Origin of the sequence: Acinetobacter sp. FDAARGOS_558 (genome assembly GCF_003937785.1) — a bacterium.
GTDB classification, from domain to species: domain Bacteria; phylum Pseudomonadota; class Gammaproteobacteria; order Pseudomonadales; family Moraxellaceae; genus Acinetobacter; species Acinetobacter baumannii.
Window position 1 is genome coordinate 1,602,510 of record NZ_RKJH01000001.1, and the last position, 17,922, is coordinate 1,620,431.

At 39.3% G+C, this 17,922-nt stretch carries 32 protein-coding genes; 12 read left to right on the top strand and 20 right to left on the bottom strand.

Annotation, left to right across the window (positions count from 1 at the left end):
• From EGT34_RS07595 to EGT34_RS07670, 16 genes are all read right to left on the bottom strand, one after another.
• Positions 1 to 231 (bottom strand): hypothetical protein, encoded by a 231-nt coding sequence (locus EGT34_RS07595; protein ID WP_024437272.1) that lies wholly within the window; start codon positions 229 to 231, stop codon positions 1 to 3.
• Positions 231 to 554 (bottom strand): hypothetical protein, encoded by a 324-nt coding sequence (locus EGT34_RS07600; RefSeq protein WP_024437273.1) that lies wholly within the window; start codon positions 552 to 554, stop codon positions 231 to 233. The genes EGT34_RS07595 and EGT34_RS07600 overlap by 1 nt, the downstream gene beginning before the upstream one ends.
• 66 nt (positions 555 to 620) lie before the next feature.
• On the bottom strand, positions 621 to 824 hold the full coding sequence (locus EGT34_RS07605) for a hypothetical protein (protein WP_024437274.1): 204 nt from the start codon (positions 822 to 824) through the stop codon (positions 621 to 623).
• Between the two features lie 90 nt (positions 825 to 914).
• Positions 915 to 1,118 (bottom strand): hypothetical protein, encoded by a 204-nt coding sequence (locus EGT34_RS07610; protein ID WP_024437275.1) that lies wholly within the window; start codon positions 1,116 to 1,118, stop codon positions 915 to 917.
• A complete protein-coding gene (locus EGT34_RS07615; RefSeq protein ID WP_024437276.1) occupies positions 1,115 to 1,537 on the bottom strand; it encodes a hypothetical protein in 423 nt (140 codons plus the stop codon). Before EGT34_RS07615 ends, EGT34_RS07610 begins: the two co-directional genes overlap by 4 nt.
• A gap of 1 nt (position 1,538) precedes the next feature.
• Complete coding sequence (locus EGT34_RS07620) at positions 1,539 to 1,811, bottom strand: hypothetical protein (RefSeq protein ID WP_024437277.1); 273 nt, start codon at positions 1,809 to 1,811, stop codon at positions 1,539 to 1,541.
• Positions 1,812 to 1,972: 161 nt separating this feature from the next.
• Positions 1,973 to 2,314, bottom strand: a complete 342-nt coding sequence (locus EGT34_RS07625) for a hypothetical protein (protein ID WP_024437278.1) — start codon at positions 2,312 to 2,314, stop codon at positions 1,973 to 1,975.
• The gene (locus EGT34_RS07630) at positions 2,311 to 2,715 is read right to left on the bottom strand and encodes a hypothetical protein (protein WP_031971942.1); all 405 of its coding nucleotides are present in this window, start codon (positions 2,713 to 2,715) and stop codon (positions 2,311 to 2,313) included. The genes EGT34_RS07625 and EGT34_RS07630 overlap by 4 nt, the downstream gene beginning before the upstream one ends.
• 9 nt (positions 2,716 to 2,724) lie before the next feature.
• The gene (locus tag EGT34_RS07635; protein WP_024437280.1) at positions 2,725 to 3,231 is read right to left on the bottom strand and encodes a RusA family crossover junction endodeoxyribonuclease; all 507 of its coding nucleotides are present in this window, start codon (positions 3,229 to 3,231) and stop codon (positions 2,725 to 2,727) included.
• Positions 3,206 to 3,601, bottom strand: coding sequence for a hypothetical protein (locus EGT34_RS07640; protein ID WP_024437281.1), 396 nt, complete (start codon positions 3,599 to 3,601; stop codon positions 3,206 to 3,208). Before EGT34_RS07640 ends, EGT34_RS07635 begins: the two co-directional genes overlap by 26 nt.
• Positions 3,602 to 3,782: 181 nt before the next feature.
• Complete coding sequence (locus EGT34_RS07650; RefSeq protein ID WP_024437072.1) at positions 3,783 to 5,108, bottom strand: replicative DNA helicase; 1,326 nt, start codon at positions 5,106 to 5,108, stop codon at positions 3,783 to 3,785.
• Positions 5,108 to 5,851 carry a replication protein gene (locus EGT34_RS07655; RefSeq protein WP_024437071.1) on the bottom strand — a complete coding sequence of 248 codons (744 nt, stop codon included), beginning with the start codon at positions 5,849 to 5,851 and terminating at the stop codon, positions 5,108 to 5,110. The genes EGT34_RS07650 and EGT34_RS07655 overlap by 1 nt, the downstream gene beginning before the upstream one ends.
• Positions 5,848 to 6,021, bottom strand: coding sequence for a hypothetical protein (locus tag EGT34_RS21015; protein ID WP_162899104.1), 174 nt, complete (start codon positions 6,019 to 6,021; stop codon positions 5,848 to 5,850). Before EGT34_RS21015 ends, EGT34_RS07655 begins: the two co-directional genes overlap by 4 nt.
• Positions 5,984 to 6,166: a hypothetical protein gene (locus EGT34_RS21245; RefSeq protein WP_038405953.1), complete on the bottom strand. Its 183-nt coding sequence runs from the start codon at positions 6,164 to 6,166 to the stop codon at positions 5,984 to 5,986. The genes EGT34_RS21015 and EGT34_RS21245 overlap by 38 nt, the downstream gene beginning before the upstream one ends.
• A 55-nt stretch (positions 6,167 to 6,221) precedes the next feature.
• Positions 6,222 to 6,488 carry a hypothetical protein gene (locus tag EGT34_RS07665; protein ID WP_024437070.1) on the bottom strand — a complete coding sequence of 89 codons (267 nt, stop codon included), beginning with the start codon at positions 6,486 to 6,488 and terminating at the stop codon, positions 6,222 to 6,224.
• Positions 6,489 to 6,498: 10 nt separating this feature from the next.
• Positions 6,499 to 6,684, bottom strand: a complete 186-nt coding sequence (locus tag EGT34_RS07670) for a Cro/CI family transcriptional regulator (RefSeq protein WP_024437069.1) — start codon at positions 6,682 to 6,684, stop codon at positions 6,499 to 6,501.
• Positions 6,685 to 6,783: 99 nt separating this feature from the next.
• On the opposite strand from EGT34_RS07670, the gene EGT34_RS07675 reads away from it, so the two are divergent.
• The 10 genes from EGT34_RS07675 to EGT34_RS07720 all read left to right on the top strand — a co-directional run bounded on the left by EGT34_RS07675 (position 6,784) and on the right by EGT34_RS07720 (position 11,490).
• Positions 6,784 to 7,527 (top strand): XRE family transcriptional regulator, encoded by a 744-nt coding sequence (locus EGT34_RS07675; RefSeq protein ID WP_031971876.1) that lies wholly within the window; start codon positions 6,784 to 6,786, stop codon positions 7,525 to 7,527.
• A 233-nt stretch (positions 7,528 to 7,760) separates the two neighbouring features.
• Positions 7,761 to 8,108, top strand: coding sequence for a hypothetical protein (locus tag EGT34_RS07680; protein WP_171068622.1), 348 nt, complete (start codon positions 7,761 to 7,763; stop codon positions 8,106 to 8,108).
• Positions 8,109 to 8,127: 19 nt separating this feature from the next.
• Positions 8,128 to 8,394: a hypothetical protein gene (locus EGT34_RS07685; protein WP_000991219.1), complete on the top strand. Its 267-nt coding sequence runs from the start codon at positions 8,128 to 8,130 to the stop codon at positions 8,392 to 8,394.
• A 257-nt stretch (positions 8,395 to 8,651) separates the two neighbouring features.
• The gene (locus tag EGT34_RS07690) at positions 8,652 to 9,590 is read left to right on the top strand and encodes a hypothetical protein (protein WP_000993558.1); all 939 of its coding nucleotides are present in this window, start codon (positions 8,652 to 8,654) and stop codon (positions 9,588 to 9,590) included.
• Complete coding sequence (locus EGT34_RS07695; protein ID WP_024437066.1) at positions 9,587 to 10,246, top strand: hypothetical protein; 660 nt, start codon at positions 9,587 to 9,589, stop codon at positions 10,244 to 10,246. The genes EGT34_RS07690 and EGT34_RS07695 overlap by 4 nt, the downstream gene beginning before the upstream one ends.
• Positions 10,243 to 10,506: a hypothetical protein gene (locus EGT34_RS07700; protein WP_024437065.1), complete on the top strand. Its 264-nt coding sequence runs from the start codon at positions 10,243 to 10,245 to the stop codon at positions 10,504 to 10,506. The genes EGT34_RS07695 and EGT34_RS07700 overlap by 4 nt, the downstream gene beginning before the upstream one ends.
• Before the next feature lie 11 nt (positions 10,507 to 10,517).
• Positions 10,518 to 10,895, top strand: coding sequence for a hypothetical protein (locus tag EGT34_RS07705; protein ID WP_024437064.1), 378 nt, complete (start codon positions 10,518 to 10,520; stop codon positions 10,893 to 10,895).
• Entirely contained in the window at positions 10,892 to 11,101 is a 210-nt protein-coding gene (locus EGT34_RS07710) for a hypothetical protein (RefSeq protein ID WP_000028947.1), read from the top strand. The genes EGT34_RS07705 and EGT34_RS07710 overlap by 4 nt, the downstream gene beginning before the upstream one ends.
• On the top strand, positions 11,098 to 11,289 hold the full coding sequence (locus EGT34_RS07715) for a hypothetical protein (RefSeq protein WP_001288762.1): 192 nt from the start codon (positions 11,098 to 11,100) through the stop codon (positions 11,287 to 11,289). The genes EGT34_RS07710 and EGT34_RS07715 overlap by 4 nt, the downstream gene beginning before the upstream one ends.
• A complete protein-coding gene (locus tag EGT34_RS07720) occupies positions 11,290 to 11,490 on the top strand; it encodes a helix-turn-helix transcriptional regulator (RefSeq protein ID WP_001291525.1) in 201 nt (66 codons plus the stop codon).
• A gap of 141 nt (positions 11,491 to 11,631) precedes the next feature.
• Here the strand turns inward: EGT34_RS07720 and hchA are convergent, their stop codons facing one another.
• The 4 genes from hchA to EGT34_RS07740 all read right to left on the bottom strand — a co-directional run bounded on the left by hchA (position 11,632) and on the right by EGT34_RS07740 (position 15,625).
• Entirely contained in the window at positions 11,632 to 12,507 is an 876-nt protein-coding gene (gene hchA / locus EGT34_RS07725; protein ID WP_024437063.1) for a glyoxalase III HchA, read from the bottom strand.
• A 202-nt stretch (positions 12,508 to 12,709) separates the two neighbouring features.
• Positions 12,710 to 13,708, bottom strand: a complete 999-nt coding sequence (locus EGT34_RS07730; protein WP_001053061.1) for an NAD(P)H-quinone oxidoreductase — start codon at positions 13,706 to 13,708, stop codon at positions 12,710 to 12,712.
• Between the two features lie 46 nt (positions 13,709 to 13,754).
• Positions 13,755 to 14,648 (bottom strand): AraC family transcriptional regulator, encoded by an 894-nt coding sequence (locus EGT34_RS07735; RefSeq protein WP_024437062.1) that lies wholly within the window; start codon positions 14,646 to 14,648, stop codon positions 13,755 to 13,757.
• Positions 14,649 to 14,806: 158 nt separating this feature from the next.
• Positions 14,807 to 15,625 carry an undecaprenyl-diphosphate phosphatase gene (locus tag EGT34_RS07740; RefSeq protein WP_000426931.1) on the bottom strand — a complete coding sequence of 273 codons (819 nt, stop codon included), beginning with the start codon at positions 15,623 to 15,625 and terminating at the stop codon, positions 14,807 to 14,809.
• A 355-nt stretch (positions 15,626 to 15,980) separates the two neighbouring features.
• Between EGT34_RS07740 and EGT34_RS07745 the strand changes: the two genes are divergently transcribed.
• Both EGT34_RS07745 and EGT34_RS07750 read left to right on the top strand, forming a co-directional pair.
• Entirely contained in the window at positions 15,981 to 16,781 is an 801-nt protein-coding gene (locus EGT34_RS07745) for a PaaX family transcriptional regulator C-terminal domain-containing protein (RefSeq protein ID WP_000799162.1), read from the top strand.
• A 106-nt stretch (positions 16,782 to 16,887) separates the two neighbouring features.
• Positions 16,888 to 17,880: a fatty acid desaturase family protein gene (locus EGT34_RS07750; RefSeq protein ID WP_000993891.1), complete on the top strand. Its 993-nt coding sequence runs from the start codon at positions 16,888 to 16,890 to the stop codon at positions 17,878 to 17,880.
• The last annotated feature ends 42 nt before the right edge of the window (positions 17,881 to 17,922 follow it).

The window sequence follows — 17,922 nt, forward strand, 5'->3', positions numbered from 1 at the left end:
TCAGCCGCCTAAAGTTGTTTTCTTTTGGTTGTCTGTAGCAGACGCCAAAACAGTTGAAGCATTACGTTTACGACGCTCTGCCGTTGCTGCATTTGCATCTAATTGAGCTTGGTTTTTTGCGGCCGCATCTGCTGCTTCTGCATCAAAACCTTTTGAAGCGCCTTTGGTATCTGTAAGCCCAACCATGTCAGTCGCAGCTGAAATGAGTTTCCCTAATCCGCCTCCGCACATTAGTCCGCCTCCTTAGTTGACCAGCCCTTTTCAGTCAAAACTGGAATGCGTTTTTTAGGCTGTGCTGCACCAGCGGCACTTGGCGCTTCTGTTTGCGTAGACTTCTTTAGCTCGGCAAGTTGAGCGCGCATCTGCTCTAACTCTTGGCGCAATAGTTCTTCTTGAGATGGCTCTTTTTCGCCCTCAGATTCACCACTATTGATTGCGTCTAATGATTCTTCTGCCTGCTCAGCAGTAGTTTTAGGTAGTGTTGGTTCTACTGTTTCTTCTTGAATAGGTTCAGCAGTCACACCAGGTGTTTTAATTTCTCGTTTAGCAGCCATGAAAAAGCCCCATTCGTTGTGAATAGGGCTAGTGTTGTTTTTATTAAGTTGGGGTTTGTTGGGTGATTAATCTAACAATAATTTAAGCTGAGGAACTATTTTAGGATTTTGACAAGGTAGCCATATATCTTCTGAATCTGCATGAAACGTAAGTTTACCTTCCACATCCAAGCGATAGTAGATAATTTTATGATCTAAGTACCCATCTCCTCCATGAAGATAAAGGCTAGCCCCCTCTGGCGCATTCCTCTTAATCTCTTCAATGTTCATCTTCAACCCTCATCTTGTCGCAATGTATGCATAAGTATGCTTTATAAATCCAGCAATATTGGTAGATATGGTTGCATTCTTTGAATGTGGTCATTTGACATACTCCGTAATTAAACGAATAATCAAAAACACAGTTAATGTTGCCGCTATCACGCCCCAAGCAAAAAAGAATCCTCTGCCAAACCACTCCATAATTGCAGGTGTTGAAAGCTCACCGTTGTACCCACGCCATGCATACTTAATTGATACGAATAGCGCTGCACCGTAGATAATTGCTACCGCAAAGTCTTTCATCCTTCCCCCTTGAGCGCTTGCTCTAACTGCGCTGCACAGTGGTAGCAGCCTTCTTCATAACCTTCTGTCCAATGAGTGGTTTTATCAAAAGCAATTTCATTCCATGATTCGATTAACTTAAGTGCCGCATCCACCCGCTTTTGCAGCTTCAGCATATTTATGCCTTGTTGTGTATATAGGTTTTGCAGCTCATCTACCTCGGTCTGGCGGCTCTGAAACGACATGTAGCAAGTGTTTAACATACTGCAATACACAACACCTTCTTGATCATCGTTATGTAAAAACCATTCCATGTTAGGAAGATATACATTTTGATCTTTATCAAAGGTGCAAGCGTCAAGAACAGTTTGAGCAACTCCTTCTGTGGCAAATTTCAAACTTAAAAAATGTTTCTCAAATTCTTCTCTGCACTTATCCATCTCAAACATCCTTTGATTTACACAGCGGGCTGATGTGGTTTTCTAGTTTGTCTAGGGTTTCTAATTCCCTCGAGTCCGATGGTTTATCAATGCGGTGGCCTAATGCGATTTCTTCGGGGGTGGCAAAACGAAAATTAACTTCATGAGCAAATGAATAATGTTTGTCATCCCAATATGCTCGAATGAATTCCTTGTAGCATTCTTGAATAGTCATTACCTTGTCTTGGCTACTGTTTTTCAAAACAACCTTATCCCCGACTTTAAACTCACTCATGGCTGGCTCCTTTCTCCACAACATCCAATTCAATGATTTTGTAGACCTTGCCTTTCGATTCAAAAGGCTGGCCATTAGTTGCTTTCTCAATCCAACTGCCATACGAATATGCAAAACCCCAAATGAAGCAGCATAAGCAGAAGAACAACGTAAACCAGATACTATTCATCCCCGCCTCCGTATATTGATTCGTAATCAGCAATTGCTTTAAGCAGCTTGTATCCAGCAGATTCAGGTTTATCTTTGCAATGAGACAAGTCATATAGTTTTAAGTCCTCAATGCCACCCCATGATTCGACTAAATCAATAGACTCCACCAAGCGTTTGAGATCCGCCATGTTCACAAGTTCAATTCTTGGATTAAAACGATCTGAATACTTTTTTGCTTTGGTGCAGTAGCATAATGTTGAGTAGTAACACTCCATATATTTGCTTGGGATGCCTTCAACAACCTCTCTCGCCTTCTCCACCCCGTACTCACGAATAAACTGTTCTGGTTTCATTGTTGTAATTCCTCATCTAACTGAGCAGCGAAAACATCTAAAGTTTCAAGTAGATCAAGCTGCCCAATGTCATATCTATATGTTTGCCATTCGCCTTCACGTGGTACGCGCTCAATGCCTGTTTGTTCTTGCCACAACATGATGAATTGCTCACCGTGGATGTACTCTGGAATGGATCCAGTAGACCAAGAAGAAACAGTGCTGCCACCCGACACATCAAGGACGTATGCAATCTTTTCGTGTGACCATCCAAGGTTGCGTAAATCTAGAATCATGCGGTTGAAGTCTGGGCGTTTATAGCCTCGGCGTTTGAGCAAGAATCCTTTGGCTTTTTTTCTAGATTCGATAAAACGCGCGCGTGCGCGAGGGTCGTCTGTAAAAGCTGTACTATCAACACGCATGTTCATCTCCTAAACCTCGCTAACCTTGAGCTTAATAAGCCCGCCTTTGATGACATTTCCACGCTTTACTAGAAGCTCATCGAACTGTTCATCGTCCACACACAGACCGCATTTCACTAAGCTATCGATAGTCGCTTTGAGGTAGTTATCGATGTCTCGGCATTGACGTGTAGGGAAATGAAAAGTCACTTCTAATTTGAGTCGTGCAGTTGATTTATGAGCCGGCACAACTTGTCGAACCAAATCATGAAAATCACGTGCTTTATTGCTTAAAAATCTTCTTTTTCCAGAAGCTACCCAGTAGTGATTTACTGAAGGTGGTGCAGTTTTAATTTCACAATCCAAAATGACTTTTAAGCCATCTTCGTAAAACGCTCTAATTTCGCTTGTATCAGCTATTTTTGCCTTAAGTGGTACATACGCATCACTTTTGCCTTTATCGCGCTGTAATGTGCCTTTTTGTGCGTTATTCCGCTTGTTTTGAATTGACTCAAACTCTTTTTCGCTTATTCTCATTCTTCTTCTCCAATTTGATGATATTTTGCTGGGCAGTCTTTAGGCGCGATAATGTTTCTTGTGTGCATGTCCCAGTGTTTTTAACTCTCTCAACCAGACAAGCACTAACCCCTAGCTGTCTAGCAAGTGCAGCTTGCCTTCCATATTTTGAAGTCATCCAATTAACGAGTTGGTTTACATCATTTGGATTGGCTCTCTCTGAAATCTTCTTTCGAGCAGTAGGTGCTGGAGTTTCTTGTTGTGCTTTAAGCTGCTCTAACAGGCCGGCTCTTCTAAGTTTTACGTACAAACATGCAGCTGCTCTTGTTTCAGCAGTCTTTAATCCATGGTTGTAAGCACAACGCAATGCCATCATTTCCTTGTAGTTCATCTGCCTAACTCCACCATGTTCAAAACAGAAACTTCCATTTCAGCAAGCACGTAATTTTTTAATTCGTGGTAGGTGTTGTTTTTGAATGCCTCATACACTTCTCTAACTACAATCATGTCGAAGTAAGGACGCTTTCTTTTTTCTGCGATTGTGATTAATCGGAATTTAATTTCTGATAGAGTCACGCTGCACCTCTCTCTTCCACTGGGAATGACATGCCTACGAAACGACAAATATCTAAGCGATCCTGAACCTTTACAGATCCACGCTTACCGTGACGATTTTTGGCAATAATTAACTCGGTTACACCAGTTGGCGCATTAGTCTCTTTTTCGAGGATTGGATGAACCATGATGATTTGGTCTGCATCCTGTTCAATCTGTCCAGAATCCTTAAGATCACTTGCTACTGGCTTGTGTCCTTCTGCTCCACGGTTAAGTTGAGCCAATGCAATTACTGGGCAATCAAACTCTTTTGCCATAGCTTTTAAGTCACGACTGATTGATGCAACTTCTTGAACGCGATCCTTCTTAGATGGGTCTCGGATTAAGCCAATATAATCAACAATGATGCAGCCCAAAGCCTTGTACTTACGCTTCGCTTTGCGCGCATAACTTTGGATTTCAGCAATCGTTGGCTTTTGCTTTTCTTCAATAAAAATTGGCAGGTTTCTAAATTGAGCAATAGTTGCAGTAAGCTTCTCAAACATCCCGTCATAGATTTCACCGTTGTGAAGATTGTTATACGGGATTGCACCTAATGCCGAGATCATGCGGTTGGTTAGGGTCGGCGTATCCATCTCAGCAGAGATAAACAAGACTGGCATGTTGTAGCGCTTAGCAGTTTGCATTGCACACATCTGAGCAAGAGTTGATTTACCACTGCCCGGACGACCACCAATTACACAAAAATGACCCTTTTCAATTGTTCCCAAAAGATTATCAAGATGAGGAATATTGAACTGAACACCTATGAAGCCCTTTTGTTCTTTCTGAGCAATCTTTTTCTCAAATCGCTCAAGTGTTTTTTCTAAAGCCTGGTTAAAATCAAAACCTGTTTGCTTTTGCTCAATAGAATTACTAGATGAACTAAATAAATTCTCAGCAGCTAAGTAAACATCAGTGATAGTCAGATCTTTAGCGCACTCCGCAATCGAGAGACCAATATCTTCAACTTCGCGATGCTGCTTAAGTTTATTCAACTCAGCAACAAAATATTCCAAATGGTGTACGCTACCAACCGCACTGTTAAGTTCAATTAAATACTCTTCTCCACCAATATCATTGAGAAGGTTTCGCTCTTGTAGATGCTTGCAGACAAACACTGAGTCATATGGCTTATCAGCATTAGCAAGCTCAACAATCGCCTTGTAGATAATCTTGTGACGACCAGCGTAAAAATGTTCTTCGGTAAGATCATTTGCGACAACCTCAAGGGAATGGCTCACTGTCATCAAAGCGACTAGCACACTCTGCTCAATTGTCATATTTTGAATGTTTGTACTCATTACCAGTCTCCATATTGCAATTGGGCATTAGAGAAATCAGGAGCTACCACAGGGCTATTGACTTGAAACCAATACTCGTTTTCCCATTGTTTTTGGTTTAACCAAGCGCTAGGTGATGGAATGAACTCACCATCCTGCTTTGTCCAAGAGACATCAGATTTTTGTTTTTCAAGAACTGAAAGAAGTGTTTCAATCGCAAAACTTCCTTCATGCTTTGTGAAAGTTTTATAAGTGCCAGACTTGTCTGATTTACGTTTACAAGTTGGATATGCAGACCAGAACTTCTCAAAGTTTTCTGAGTAACCCACCCCTTGTTTTTCTTTGTTTTTATTATTGTTATTGTGTGGCGAATTTTTAGTATGGTTTGATACTAAATTTTCGTATGGTTCCGTACTATTTTTTAGCATAGCTAAATTTTCGCTAGGCGAATTTTTAGTATGGTTTTCAGTGGTAATTATCTGGTCAGTTAGAGACCATTCATTAATTTGTTTGTCAGTTTCAAGGCGGATAATTACACCCATCTCTTCCAAAATTAATAGGCCTTTTTGTACAGTATCCTTGTTGTATCCAGTAGCTTTTACAAACTGAGATAGGCTGATGCTATCTGCTTGTTTATTCCAGCCACGCGTTTTACGAACAATGAGAAGATAACAAGGCAAAGCTGCACCCTTCATCTTAGCCATATGTCCGTTATCTATTAGGTCATTAGGAATCTGGAATGCATTAGAAATAAAACTAGTCATACCAAGCTCCTCTTAAACTCTTCATAAGCATCGTTGATTTCTTCAATGAAGAATTCATCACTTGAAGCATCGTAAAGCCTTTGAAGATCGCCATATTGGCGTGCATATTTCGCACCTTCATAAACTCCATGCTCATACTCCCTTATGAACCGCAAAGCTGTAGGATTCATAGTAATGACGCTCCAAGTTACTTTTAGCCTCAGCTACAGCGACCGAGTTTTTTAAACTGCGTTCTGTTGCATAAGCCTCAACCGCTTTTTGAAACAAACTAATCTTCCGATTTAGTTCAATGTCTGCTAATATTGAATAGTTCATTTGGTTCTCTCCGATTGAACGTGACCGCTAACCTGTTCGCGCAGGAAGCGGTTTTTTATTGCCCTTGATTCCCAGTAATCCCTTCTAATCCCTCGTCGATTTCGACTTCAGTACTAAGCTCCCTTATCAAACCTGTTAATCCCAAGCGCTCCATGTTTTTTGCCTCTATATTAAGAATGTGCCACTCGCCAGCGATTTCTTTTTCAAGAAGCCAAGCGAGATACTGAGCCAAGTTCTTACCTTTGAAATTTGCTAAGACTTTTGCTCGTTGATGATTTTCGGGAGACAAACGCACATGCGTAGAATTTTTATCAAGACTCATAAAACTTTCCTTAAGATGCCGCAGCAGTTCTTTTTAATGGTTGTTTACCATCAGCAAGGTCACGTATTTGGTATTCACGTGCTAATGGTATTTTTGACTCGTCCCACTGACTGATTGCATTGTGAGAAATCCCTAACTTCGCTGCTAACTGTGTAACAGTGCAGTTAAGCAGGGTTAAAGCTTCTGACTTAGTCATCTAACTTACCCATAAAGTAATTTAACTTACCTTATTAAACTACATAAAACTTACCAAGTCAATTGGTAAGATAACTTACGTTCTGCTGGTGGAATTAAAATGGAAACGCTTGGTATTCGCTTGAAAAATCTGCGTAAACGGAAAAAACTTACACAACAAGCTTTAGCTGATCTTGTTGGTGTGTCTAAAACTTCTGTTATTTACTGGGAAAAAGACGAAAACGTACCTAAGCATGAAAGCTTAATGGCATTAGCCAAAGCCTTGGGTAGCTCTACAGAGTACCTCTTGAAAGGTAAAGAGCCTAAAAATCTTACTAATTTTAATATTCAAGACTTTATTAATAAGCATGGACTAACTACTAAAGAAGAAGCTTCATTTGACACAGACAGTATCATTGAACCTGATGTTGTCGAGTTTGATGAGGTCAACGGTTATATATGGATTGATGTTGTGGAAGCTAACTTTTCGTGTGGTACTGGGGAATCAATTGAATTCCATTTTGATGTAATTAATGAAAAATATCCGTTCCCTCCTTCGTTCTTTCAAAGAAAGATGGTGGACCCTAAATGCTTAAGGCTCATTAAAGCTAAAGGCGACAGTATGGCTGATTACATTCATGATCAGGACCTTGTGGGTATCGACTTATCTCAAACCGAAATCATAGATGGTGAGATTTATGCAATTTACTTTGCAGGTGAAGGAATGATAAAACAGATTTTCAAAGAAGCTGATGGCTCTTTAGTTCTGCATAGCTTTAATGAAAAGTATCGCGATAGGATTGTTACTGAACAAAATGGATTGAATTTTAAGGTTATTGGGCGCCAGGTGTGGCGCGCAGGCTAAAATTAGCTAATTTTCATTACCCGCCATGTGCGGGTTTTCTTTTATCTATCAAATAAAAAGTAAGTTAACAAAAATAAAAAGTAATTTTAATTACCATTTCTCTTGACCATTTTGGTAAGTTACCTTACTATCTTCTCATCGACAAACAAAAACCGCCATAGGGTTCGAAGTCTAGGCGGTTTGCATCTAATGCGGAGATAAGTATGAATATAAAAGCCAACATAGTCAAATCCATGGGATTCGTAGGAGTAGTTAGTGCTCTAACTGCTGCTTATGCCTTCACCCCTGCTAATAACGAACCTGTAACGGTTGCAGCTCCTTTCAAAGTTGAATCAATCGACCCTGAAAATGAACAAGCAGTACTTCAAACTGCAAATGAAAAGTTCACTTTAGAAGTTGATTTTGATGCTCAGTATTCAATTGATGGCAACGGCTATCAAGCTTGGCGTGAAGTTGAAATTAACGAGATTAAAGACATTCGCGTTTATGACGAAGATGGCGAGGTCTTAGCTTACGTTCATCGTTTAGACGTAGTTGAGATTAAAGATCTTATCGAATCAGGGATTAGAGAGCGCATTTAAGCGCTCCATGGTGAATGTCATGAATGCACATCCTGAAATTATCGAAGTATCAAGACTTCAAGCTCTTATTAAAGATTCTGTAAATGCCCTGCTCCCACTTTCTAGTGAGAAAGATACAGTCATCACTGATGGCGGCAATTGGATTCACTTGCGTTATGTGGGCCGAGGTACTGAACAAATCCAATTAGAGCTAGGTGATCAGTTCTCTATTAAGACAAAAATCGCCTACCTAAGTGAAACGTTAAAAAGATTGGCTGAAATTAGAAATGAGTTGAGAGGTGGGTGATGGAGTGGATTAGTTGTGAGGAGTAATTACCAGAAGAAGGCGTAAGAGTTCTGTTTTTAGACAAATACGACATCATCCACGAAGGAACTTTAAATACTGATTATGTCGATGGGCCTTATGGTGAGAATGGTGAAGACTTCGGTGAAGAGCAAACCTTATGGACTTCAAACTCAAGTGGTGAAGAGCTTCTACTTATCCAAGTTAAATATTGGATGGAACGCCCAAATAGCCCAGTAGAAAAGAATTAGGAGAAGATTATGAATGCGCCAGTGCAACACTCAGGACAGAACCCTTTTGCAGTAGCTGCTCCTACAACTCAAGCAATGTCTACAGTTCAATCTGATAGTCAACGTGCAATTGCAGAGGTTCAAGCTGCTTTAGTTATTGCTAAGCAGTTCCCACGAAACCCAATTGAAGCTTATGACCGGATTATGAATGCTTGCCAGCGTCCCGGCTTGGCTCAATCGGCTGTTTATTCTTATGCTCGTGGTGGTAGTTCAGTAACTGGTCCATCAATTCGGCTTGCAGAAATGCTTGCTCAGAATTGGGGGAATATTCAGTACGGTATCCGCGAATTATCTTCTGAAAATGGCGAATCTACGGTTGAAGCATTTGCTTGGGATGTTGAAACAAATACCCGTCAAACAAAGGTTTTTCAGGTTCCACATATTCGTTATACACGCAATGGATCTAAAAAATTAACAGATCCACGCGATATTTATGAATTGGTTGCAAATAATGGCGCTCGTCGTCTACGTGCATGCATCTTAGGTGTAATACCGGGTGATGTGATTGATGATGCTGTTAATCAGTGCGAAAAGACAATCCATGCAAGTGCTGATACTTCACCAGAAGCTGTACAAAAACTTGTTGTTGCCTTTGAGCAATTTAACGTCACCAAGAAAGACATTGAAGATTACATTCAGCGTCGTCTTGATGCTATTACAGCAGCCAATATCGTTGCGCTTCGCAAGATTTTCACTAGCTTACGTGATGGCATGAGTTCACCTAAAGACTGGTTTAAAAATGTCACTGTGAAGGAAGTTGGAGAAGTTCAGGAAGTTAAACCAACTGTACCAGACAACGAGTTCCCGGTTCTCTTAGAGCAGATCAAAGCCGATGCAGTTACTAAAGAGTATGTATTAGAAGGCTATGCACTTACTAATGCACAAATAGCTGAGGTAAATGCACTATGAAGCTATTCCGATGCTCAAGCCTAAATAAGCTTATAGGCGACTCTAAAACTAAAGGCTCAGTTCTTAGCGATACAGCTAAGACTGAGATCAGAACAATCGTTAAGGAGGACTTGACCACGTTCAAGTCTTTCAAAGGAAACCAGTACACGGCTAAAGGTAATGCGCTTGAAGAAATTGCAATTAGCCTGTCTGGCAAGGTTCGTTTTCGTCAGTACTTAAAACATCAAGGCCGTTTGGAAAATGAACTAATCACTGGTGAATGTGACATTCTTGACCTAAATAACAAGTTGATCATCGACACTAAATGTACTTGGGATATTGGTACTCATCCCTTCTTTCAAGATGAAGCAGAAGAAAAGGCAAAGAAAGCCGGTTATGACTGGCAGATGCAAGGCTACATGTGGCTTTACGACTGTGAACAAGCAATGGTTGATTTCTGGCTACTCCCTTGCCCTGTCGAGCTTACAAATGATTGGGATGACCGAGAACAGCTAATTGATTTAGTTGAGCGTATCGATCTTAGAGAACGTTTAACAACTGTCACCTACAAACGTGACGAAGCAATGATCCAGAAGATCAAAGACAAAATTCCACATGCTCAAGAGTACTACGCAAAGTTATATCAAGAGCGCATTAAGGCAAAGGTGGCAGCATGAAACAAATCGAATTAAACACAATTAGCGGTACTTCTGACCAGATCGCAGAAGAGATTTTTAAGAAAATTATTGGGCCTATGGTTGATGAAATGAATAGCCAAGATAAAGACTCAGCAAAGGTTTTCACATTCTCAGTAATGTGGCTTGGTATGGCTTTATATGCTGCTCAATTTGAACCGCACAATGCCAAGAAAACAATTCAATTCAGTGTTGATCAGTTCATGGCAACGTTCGACAAATTCAATAAAAGACCGAGCTAAGGAGCAGCAGCATGACAGATTTGAATAAGGAAAGTGAAGTTAATCTACGCTTTGAGCAAGATGATGGTGCTGTTTGGGTCTTTGATGGTGATAGTCAATTTGGCACCGAAATCAGTCATTTAATGATGATGCATGCAGATGAATATAACGAAGATGAATTACGTGTTATTTGTCACCATGCAGCATGTGAAATTGACAGACTTAGAGCAGAGCTAGAAAAAGCCAAAGCTCAGGCGGTGCCAGAGGGGTATGTTCTTTTACCAAGAGTACCAACTGAAAAGATGCTCCAAGCATATGAACGATATTCAGTCGCGCCGATGTCGACGCTGAGTAAAAATGGATATAAGGCAATGGTTGAAGCAGCAAGCGAATCGGGAGCTGAACAATGAGCATAACTCTTAATGGTCACCAATTAAAAAGCCTTCTCGAATTTGTAAATCCAGATGGTGAAAATGATTTGGATCAACTTGAAACTGAACTAACTATTAAATTTTTTGAAGATGGGCACAGTGGCAAAGGCTATTACTTTTGGATGACCGAATATCCAGAGGAAGGCAGCATGTTGTTGGATGTTGAATCGGGAGCTGAGGGATGAGTGAATTTAACTTTGAGCAACTTTATCTAATGGCTCTCATGAATAGTAAAAAGCCAAAGTACGTTTTGAATTGGGTTCATGTATCCAGACATGGGCCAGGTGCGACAAAAGCTACAGAAATTTGTGAATATTTTGGGATAGATCCAGAAGGTACTGATTTTAGAAAAGCGGAAAGTAAGGAGGGGTGAATGTCAGAAAAGCAAAGTCGTTTGCTTGACTTGAAGGCGGTTGAGTTAAAAACCAGCCTTCCAAAGTCAACTATTTATGACTGGATGAAAACAGGCTATTTCCCTCCTTCAATGCTATTTGGGGAGGGTAAAAGAAAAATTGCGAGATGGCTTGAATCTGATATAGACTGTTGGATAGAAAAGCACAGAATGGCATCCTAAAAAGGATGCCTTATTTGTTTGAGGGTTTTACTTTTTACGGTACGAGTTACGGTATCAAAAATAATTGAAAATAAAATAATTATAAAAAACAATATTTTAAATAATTAATTCGAGTCCCGCAGGGCGCACACTTTTAGTGAATTAATCCTTCACTTCAGCCAACAATGTTTCAGCTGCAAGTTTGCCTAAATTATTAGAAGCAAGCGGACTATCGCCCGTTAACAATTTACGGTCTCGATGACATTGACCAGTAATGCCAGTGTTCAAAATCTTCACACCGAGTTTTTCAAGGTTTTCACCGACTAACCACGGTAAAGCTCCAGGCATGTAACCAATATCAATATTCGCTCCCTTATCTAACGAGTCAGGGAATACACAAATTTGATAATCTTTAAAAATATAATTCTCAGGCTGTTCATCTACTGCGGCAGCCAGTAACGAAGCTGGACCATGACATAACGTAATAATAAATTTGTCTTGTTCAACTGCCCATTTAAGAACTGTCTTCACTGCAAGGCTATGCGGAATCTTCGCTAATACCCCATGCCCACCCGGAATAAATACAGCCGCATATGGAGAGTTTTCACCGACTACATTTTCTAAAATATCGGCAAGTTTTAACGGATTTTTTAATTTATCTGCATATTTCTGGAAAGTATCTAATACCACCTGTTCTTGCTTTGGCATTGCCCACATTTCAAGTTTGGCTGGATTACCTGAAAGTGTCGCAACATCAATTTCAAATCCGGCATTATCTAAATGGAACATTGGCAAAAGCATTTCTACTGGATGGTTTCCGGTAGAAAAGAACTTACCGTTTTGCATCTGGATATAACGTTCATCAGTTGCAATCATTAAGACCTTTTTATTGCCCGCATACGGCGTTGGATAGGTTGTGCCATCGTAATCTGTTTTAGGAGAAGTATATTGACTCAGTGAATATGGTGATGGGAAGAACGCATTATCTTCAGCTAAATCTGGAGTTGGATTTTTATCATTTGATGCTGGGGTATTCATGGTTACCATCCTTTAGAATTGAAGAGCGAAATAACAGCTTTAAGACAGTTATTATTTCTTAGTAAATGTATATTCAGATCAAGAAACAGGTGCAACAAGCCAATAGAATTTGGCAATTTTTATATAGAAATAGGCACAATTAATAATTATAAAATTTCAGTTTAGGCAAACATGTCATTCACCTAAACTGTCACAGATAAGATTAAGCATTCATGTCTAAAACGATCTTTCCAATATGGTCGCCCTGCTCCATACATGCATGAGCACTTTGTACATCTGAAAAAGCATAGGTTTTATAGATTTGTGGTAAACACTTGCCTTGTGCCAATAACGGCCACACATGTTCATGTAATGACTGAGCGATCTGTGCTTTTTCTTGGCTATTACGCGCTCGCATCGTTGAGCCTGTAATCGTTGCGCGTTTTAAGATCAGTTTCTGCAAGTCAAATTCTTTTGCAATTCGACCTCCCATAAAGCCAATAATGACAAGTCGGCCATCACGTTTTAATAGATTTAAGTTTTTCTGAAAATAAGAGCCACCCACAATATCCAAAATAACATCAACACCTTGTTCTTGAGTATGGTTCAAAATTTCCTGCTCAAAATCTTGGGTTTTATAATTAATTGCTGTGGTTAATTCAGAGAGTGCTTCAACTTTATCTTCACTACCAACCGTAGCAAAAGTTTTAATCCCTAAAGCATGGCAAATAGCTAAAGCAGTTGTTCCGATCCCACTTGCACCGCCATGAATCAGGGCAGTTTCATCTTTCTTTAAACGGCCAATATCAAAAAGATTTGCCCAAACCGTAAAGAATGTTTCTGGAATCGCAGCAGCTTGAGTAAATGATAAATTCTCAGGTATTGGCAATACTTGAGTTGCAGTTACCGCACAGTATTCTGCATACCCGCCACCATTGGTTAAAGCACAAACCTTGTCCCCGACTTTAAACTGTTGCACTTGCTCACCCACAGCAACCACTACTCCAGCGACTTCAAGTCCAGGGATTTGAGTAACCCCTTTAGGCATTGGATATAACCCCATACGCTGTAAGACGTCAGGGCGGTTAATTCCAGCGGCTTTAACCTCAATTAAAACTTCATCAGCTTGAGGTACCGGAACATTTGAATCTTGAAGTTTTAAAACCTCAGGTCCGCCAGGAACCGTAATTTCAACAATTTTCATGATTGTCGGAAGATTCATTGATATGCTCCATGTTTGGTTTATATTTAAGACGTGTTAATTTACTTTAGTTTGTTGATAATTTAGGTGGAACTCCAAACAGCCGCTTAAACTCTCGACTAAACTGTGAGGCACTCACATATCCTACTTCATAGGCAGCTTCTGCAACGCCCATTTGGTTATTTAGGATTAGATCACGGGCCTTATGTAACCGAGTAATTTTGATGTACTGTAATGGAGAATAGTTGGTAACTTTCTTAAAAGCTTGATGAAAAAGCGAAACGCTCATTCCTGCTTGTTTAGCCAACTCCTGAACCGTTAAGTTACGATAATAATCTCTTTGAATAATTTCACAAATCGTATAAATCACTCCACTTCGGCTCATAATAACCGAAAGGTTCTGGATAAAATCACCACCGCCGGCTTGTAAAACCCGATAAATAAGTTCTCGTTTCACCTGCTCTCCTAAGATTGCAGTATCTTGCTTGGAACGAAGTAAGTTCAACAAACGTAAAGCAACATCAGATATAACCGAGTTCATTTCAATAATATTTAAACCACAGCTCAGTTTTATCTCTTTGTTATCAAAATCTTCTATAAGTGGTCGCTGCTCTTTATCCATTTTAGTCGCCAGCTCAGCCATCATTTGAGGTTCAAATTTAATCGCAATTGCAAGCATTGGTTCACGCTCAACCAAGGTATCGCAATCAAAAGGGATAGCAATTGAGATAAATAAACACTGTCCTTGTTGAAACTTAAAAATATCTTTTCCGATATAAGCCCGTTTTACACCCTGAATGACTAAAACAATGGAAGGCTCTTGCAATACAGCAACCGGCTGTGTGGAATGATCTACCCTCATCAGGGTGATATTTGAAATATGAGTGGGATATAGCCCTTCTTGAGGAGCCAAATACAAAAAAGCCTCTACCAAACTTTTCGTCAAGTCATTCTGTTGCATTGCTTTATTTTTTACGGGCTATTTAAGATTTACTATATCAATCAAACTAAAAGGAAAAAGTATTTCTTGGTAGTACTTTGTATAAATAAGCAAGTTAAAGCTATTTTTAGGCATAAAAAAACCTAGATTTCTCTAGGTTTTTATCCTTAATCTGACTATTAAGCAGATAAGTTAAAGAACATAGCAGCAATTAGGATAATCACACCTAATACAATTCGATACCATGCAAATACACGTAATGTATGACGTTCAACGAAGAGTACGAGTGCTTTTACAACCAATAAAGCAGCAATAAATGCCGCAACAAAACCCACTCCAATATTAACCATATTGTCTGAAGTCAACACATCAGCATTTTTAATTAGGTCAAATGTCGCTGCACCTAGCATGGTCGGCATTGCAAGGAAAAAAGAAAACTCTGTTGCAGCTTTACGAGACAAGCCTGCAAACATCCCACCTACAATTGTCGCACCAGAACGAGAGGTTCCAGGAATCATCGCAACACATTGAGCCAGACCAACTAAAAGCGCCTGTTTAAACGTGATCTTGGTCGCATCATCCGTTTTATGTTCAAATTGTTTAGATTCAACCCAGAAAATAATAAGCGCGCCGACAATCAGAGCAATCGCAACTACAATTGGGCTAAATAAAACACTTTTAATAAAGTCTACAGCTAAAACGCCAATAATCACTGCCGGGAAAAAAGCAATTAAGACACTAATGGCAAAATGGCGTGACTCGACATCACCACTAAAAAAACCTTTGATTAAGTTAATGATTTTCTGACGATATAACCAACACACTGCCAGAATAGCACCTAACTGGATCACTACTTCAAAGACACGACCACCATCTGAATGGAAATCGATAATATGACCAAATAAAATTAAATGACCAGTACTCGAAATAGGTAAAAATTCAGTTAAGCCTTCAACAAAGCCTAGAAACAGTGCTTTTATAACTTCAAAATTTTCCATAACTTGCTCAAAGAAAGTTAGTTAATCACTAGAACGATCTAAAATTTATTTTATTGCCACAGTTAGCCTTTTATTTAGCTCAACACATGTTCAATATCAGATCATTTCTAGCATTTGTGGTTATTGCCTCTAGTGAAAGGCAGTTTATTTAAAGTGCGATAATGTATCACATCATAATGACAAACTTAGGTTAACTATCGTAAAAAGATAAAACTTGGTTAAAAATGGCCAAATTTTCTTTTGTTATAGATAAGTCTTTTACAATAGATGAGTTTAGAAAATCATCTTAAAAAGTCCTTAAAAAAACATGTTATTATTCCAATTAAATACAACTCATATCAAAAATTCAGACTGAATGAAAAATACCAAAATTAACGCACGTCATCTTATTATCGACCTCTTTCTTTCTTCCGCTTATCCTCAGCTCAGTATCAAACAAATTTTGGTTGCAGCTAAACTTTTTAACTTAAGTGAAAATGGTATTCGAGTTGCGACAACACGCTTGTTAAATGAAGGTATGATCCAGAGCGTAGAACGCGGAATCTATCAACTTTCTCCGTCTGCAAAAGATTGGGCGAAAGTTATTCTCAATCGTAAAAATGGAATTAAACAAACTAAAGAATGGCAGCAGCATTATCTCGCCGTGTTTACAGGAACCTTAGGCCGTATAGACCGAACAGCACTAAAAAAACGGGAACGTGCACTTCGTCAATTTGGTTTTAAAGAGCTGGAAACTGGTATTTATATCCGCCCAGACAATTTAGCTTATAGCTTTGAAAAAACCTGTGATGAGCTTGTTTTAGCAGGGCTAGAGAAAGAAGCAAAAATTTGTATTATTCAGCATTTCGACTCAACAACGCTTAAGCAAATTTTTTCTTTATGGGATACCAAACAACTCGAAAAAAATTATGAAATGTATAGCCGAGATATTACGCACTGGCTTGAAAATTATGCTCACTCCCCTTTAAACGATGCAGCAGTCAAGGCACTTCTTTTAGGAAGGGAAACAATTGCCTTACTCATGAATGACCCATTATTACCAGAGCCATTTGTAAATGAATCTGCTCGTAATCAATTTGCTCAAGATGTACAGCAACTAGATGCAATTGGCCAAAAACTTTGGAAAAAAATATATGAACAGGAATTAAATTTATAGCCATCTGATTTATTTTTTTACAAACAAATATTTCACTTTTTAAATTTTTATGACTATATTTGTAATATAAAATATGGATACCAAACTCTAATTTGGGAGAATAAAAATGAATGCACAGGTGAGTGTTACCGATCTATTTAGCAGAGAAGAAATACAAGAGCTTACAGAACCTTCAGATGCATATGGCGCTTGGGCCGTTACTAGCACATGGGCTGTTATTGGAGGAACATTTGCCAGCTTAATTATGATGTGGGATTACTTACCGAGTTGGGGAAAATTATTAGCATGTATGCTTGCTCTAGCTGTTTTAGCTGGCCGTCAGTTATGCCTCGCAATTTTAATGCACGATGCATCCCATAAAAGTTTATTCAAAAATAAGAAAATAAATGATTTCGTTGGAGAGTGGCTATGTGCCCGCCCAATCTGGAACGACCTACAAAAATATCGTGTACACCATGTTCGTCATCACGCAAAAACATCTACACCAGATGACCCAGATCTTTCTTTAGTTGCAGGCTTTCCTGTCAGTAAAAAATCTCTTACCCGTAAATTCTTACGCGACTTAACCGGTATAACAGGATTAAAGTTTAGCTTAGGCCGTGTGTTGATGGACCTTGATGTCATGAAATGGACTGTAGCCAATGATCAAATCTGGTTAGACCGCAGTGATAAAAATTTCGTTGACTATGCAAAGAGTATTGCAAAAAACAGTACAGGCGCTATTGCAACCAACCTATTACTTTATGGTGTTTTAAAAGCATGTGGTCAACAACGTTTTTATTGGTTATGGCCTTTGGCTTATTTGACTCCATTTCCATTATTTTTAAGAATTCGTTCAATGGCAGAACATGCAGGTATGCAAACCAGCAATACTGCTTTAACCAATACTCGTACCACACGTGCAGGTTGGATTGCGAGAAGCTTTGTGGCCCCTATTCATGTCAATTACCATATGGAACATCATTTAATGGCGTCTGTTCCATATTTTAAATTACCGCGTATGCACAAAATATTAAGAGAACGGGGGCATGTGCCCACTCCACCGAGCTATTTTGAAGTAATTCATACACTTTCATCAAAACAAGAGTTAACAAATTAAAATAGGGTTAGAAGACCACTTTCAAATTTGTGGTCTTCTTGA

What these genes read in the sequence shown, in the direction of transcription:
- EGT34_RS07720 (WP_001291525.1), top strand. Translation starts at nt 11,290, where the DNA reads ATGTCAGAAAAGCAAAGTCGTTTGCTTGACTTGAAGGCGGTTGAGTTA.
- EGT34_RS21015 (WP_162899104.1), bottom strand. Translation starts at nt 6,021, where the DNA reads ATGAATCCTACAGCTTTGCGGTTCATAAGGGAGTATGAGCATGGAGTT.
- EGT34_RS07750 (WP_000993891.1), top strand. Translation starts at nt 16,888, where the DNA reads ATGAATGCACAGGTGAGTGTTACCGATCTATTTAGCAGAGAAGAAATA.
- EGT34_RS07710 (WP_000028947.1), top strand. Translation starts at nt 10,892, where the DNA reads ATGAGCATAACTCTTAATGGTCACCAATTAAAAAGCCTTCTCGAATTT.
- EGT34_RS07705 (WP_024437064.1), top strand. Translation starts at nt 10,518, where the DNA reads ATGACAGATTTGAATAAGGAAAGTGAAGTTAATCTACGCTTTGAGCAA.
- EGT34_RS07600 (WP_024437273.1), bottom strand. Translation starts at nt 554, where the DNA reads ATGGCTGCTAAACGAGAAATTAAAACACCTGGTGTGACTGCTGAACCT.
- EGT34_RS07745 (WP_000799162.1), top strand. Translation starts at nt 15,981, where the DNA reads ATGAAAAATACCAAAATTAACGCACGTCATCTTATTATCGACCTCTTT.
- EGT34_RS07675 (WP_031971876.1), top strand. Translation starts at nt 6,784, where the DNA reads ATGGAAACGCTTGGTATTCGCTTGAAAAATCTGCGTAAACGGAAAAAA.
- EGT34_RS07595 (WP_024437272.1), bottom strand. Translation starts at nt 231, where the DNA reads ATGTGCGGAGGCGGATTAGGGAAACTCATTTCAGCTGCGACTGACATG.
- EGT34_RS07685 (WP_000991219.1), top strand. Translation starts at nt 8,128, where the DNA reads ATGAATGCACATCCTGAAATTATCGAAGTATCAAGACTTCAAGCTCTT.
- EGT34_RS07625 (WP_024437278.1), bottom strand. Translation starts at nt 2,314, where the DNA reads ATGAAACCAGAACAGTTTATTCGTGAGTACGGGGTGGAGAAGGCGAGA.
- EGT34_RS07735 (WP_024437062.1), bottom strand. Translation starts at nt 14,648, where the DNA reads ATGCAACAGAATGACTTGACGAAAAGTTTGGTAGAGGCTTTTTTGTAT.
- EGT34_RS07700 (WP_024437065.1), top strand. Translation starts at nt 10,243, where the DNA reads ATGAAACAAATCGAATTAAACACAATTAGCGGTACTTCTGACCAGATC.
- EGT34_RS07690 (WP_000993558.1), top strand. Translation starts at nt 8,652, where the DNA reads ATGAATGCGCCAGTGCAACACTCAGGACAGAACCCTTTTGCAGTAGCT.
- EGT34_RS07635 (WP_024437280.1), bottom strand. Translation starts at nt 3,231, where the DNA reads ATGAGAATAAGCGAAAAAGAGTTTGAGTCAATTCAAAACAAGCGGAAT.
- EGT34_RS07630 (WP_031971942.1), bottom strand. Translation starts at nt 2,715, where the DNA reads ATGCGTGTTGATAGTACAGCTTTTACAGACGACCCTCGCGCACGCGCG.
- EGT34_RS07695 (WP_024437066.1), top strand. Translation starts at nt 9,587, where the DNA reads ATGAAGCTATTCCGATGCTCAAGCCTAAATAAGCTTATAGGCGACTCT.
- EGT34_RS07650 (WP_024437072.1), bottom strand. Translation starts at nt 5,108, where the DNA reads ATGAGTACAAACATTCAAAATATGACAATTGAGCAGAGTGTGCTAGTC.
- EGT34_RS07670 (WP_024437069.1), bottom strand. Translation starts at nt 6,684, where the DNA reads ATGACTAAGTCAGAAGCTTTAACCCTGCTTAACTGCACTGTTACACAG.
- EGT34_RS07665 (WP_024437070.1), bottom strand. Translation starts at nt 6,488, where the DNA reads ATGAGTCTTGATAAAAATTCTACGCATGTGCGTTTGTCTCCCGAAAAT.
- EGT34_RS07610 (WP_024437275.1), bottom strand. Translation starts at nt 1,118, where the DNA reads ATGAAAGACTTTGCGGTAGCAATTATCTACGGTGCAGCGCTATTCGTA.
- hchA (WP_024437063.1), bottom strand. Translation starts at nt 12,507, where the DNA reads ATGAATACCCCAGCATCAAATGATAAAAATCCAACTCCAGATTTAGCT.
- EGT34_RS07655 (WP_024437071.1), bottom strand. Translation starts at nt 5,851, where the DNA reads ATGACTAGTTTTATTTCTAATGCATTCCAGATTCCTAATGACCTAATA.
- EGT34_RS07715 (WP_001288762.1), top strand. Translation starts at nt 11,098, where the DNA reads ATGAGTGAATTTAACTTTGAGCAACTTTATCTAATGGCTCTCATGAAT.
- EGT34_RS07615 (WP_024437276.1), bottom strand. Translation starts at nt 1,537, where the DNA reads ATGGATAAGTGCAGAGAAGAATTTGAGAAACATTTTTTAAGTTTGAAA.
- EGT34_RS07605 (WP_024437274.1), bottom strand. Translation starts at nt 824, where the DNA reads ATGAACATTGAAGAGATTAAGAGGAATGCGCCAGAGGGGGCTAGCCTT.
- EGT34_RS07680 (WP_171068622.1), top strand. Translation starts at nt 7,761, where the DNA reads ATGGGATTCGTAGGAGTAGTTAGTGCTCTAACTGCTGCTTATGCCTTC.
- EGT34_RS07640 (WP_024437281.1), bottom strand. Translation starts at nt 3,601, where the DNA reads ATGAACTACAAGGAAATGATGGCATTGCGTTGTGCTTACAACCATGGA.
- EGT34_RS07740 (WP_000426931.1), bottom strand. Translation starts at nt 15,625, where the DNA reads ATGGAAAATTTTGAAGTTATAAAAGCACTGTTTCTAGGCTTTGTTGAA.
- EGT34_RS07620 (WP_024437277.1), bottom strand. Translation starts at nt 1,811, where the DNA reads ATGAGTGAGTTTAAAGTCGGGGATAAGGTTGTTTTGAAAAACAGTAGC.
- EGT34_RS21245 (WP_038405953.1), bottom strand. Translation starts at nt 6,166, where the DNA reads ATGAACTATTCAATATTAGCAGACATTGAACTAAATCGGAAGATTAGT.
- EGT34_RS07730 (WP_001053061.1), bottom strand. Translation starts at nt 13,708, where the DNA reads ATGAATCTTCCGACAATCATGAAAATTGTTGAAATTACGGTTCCTGGC.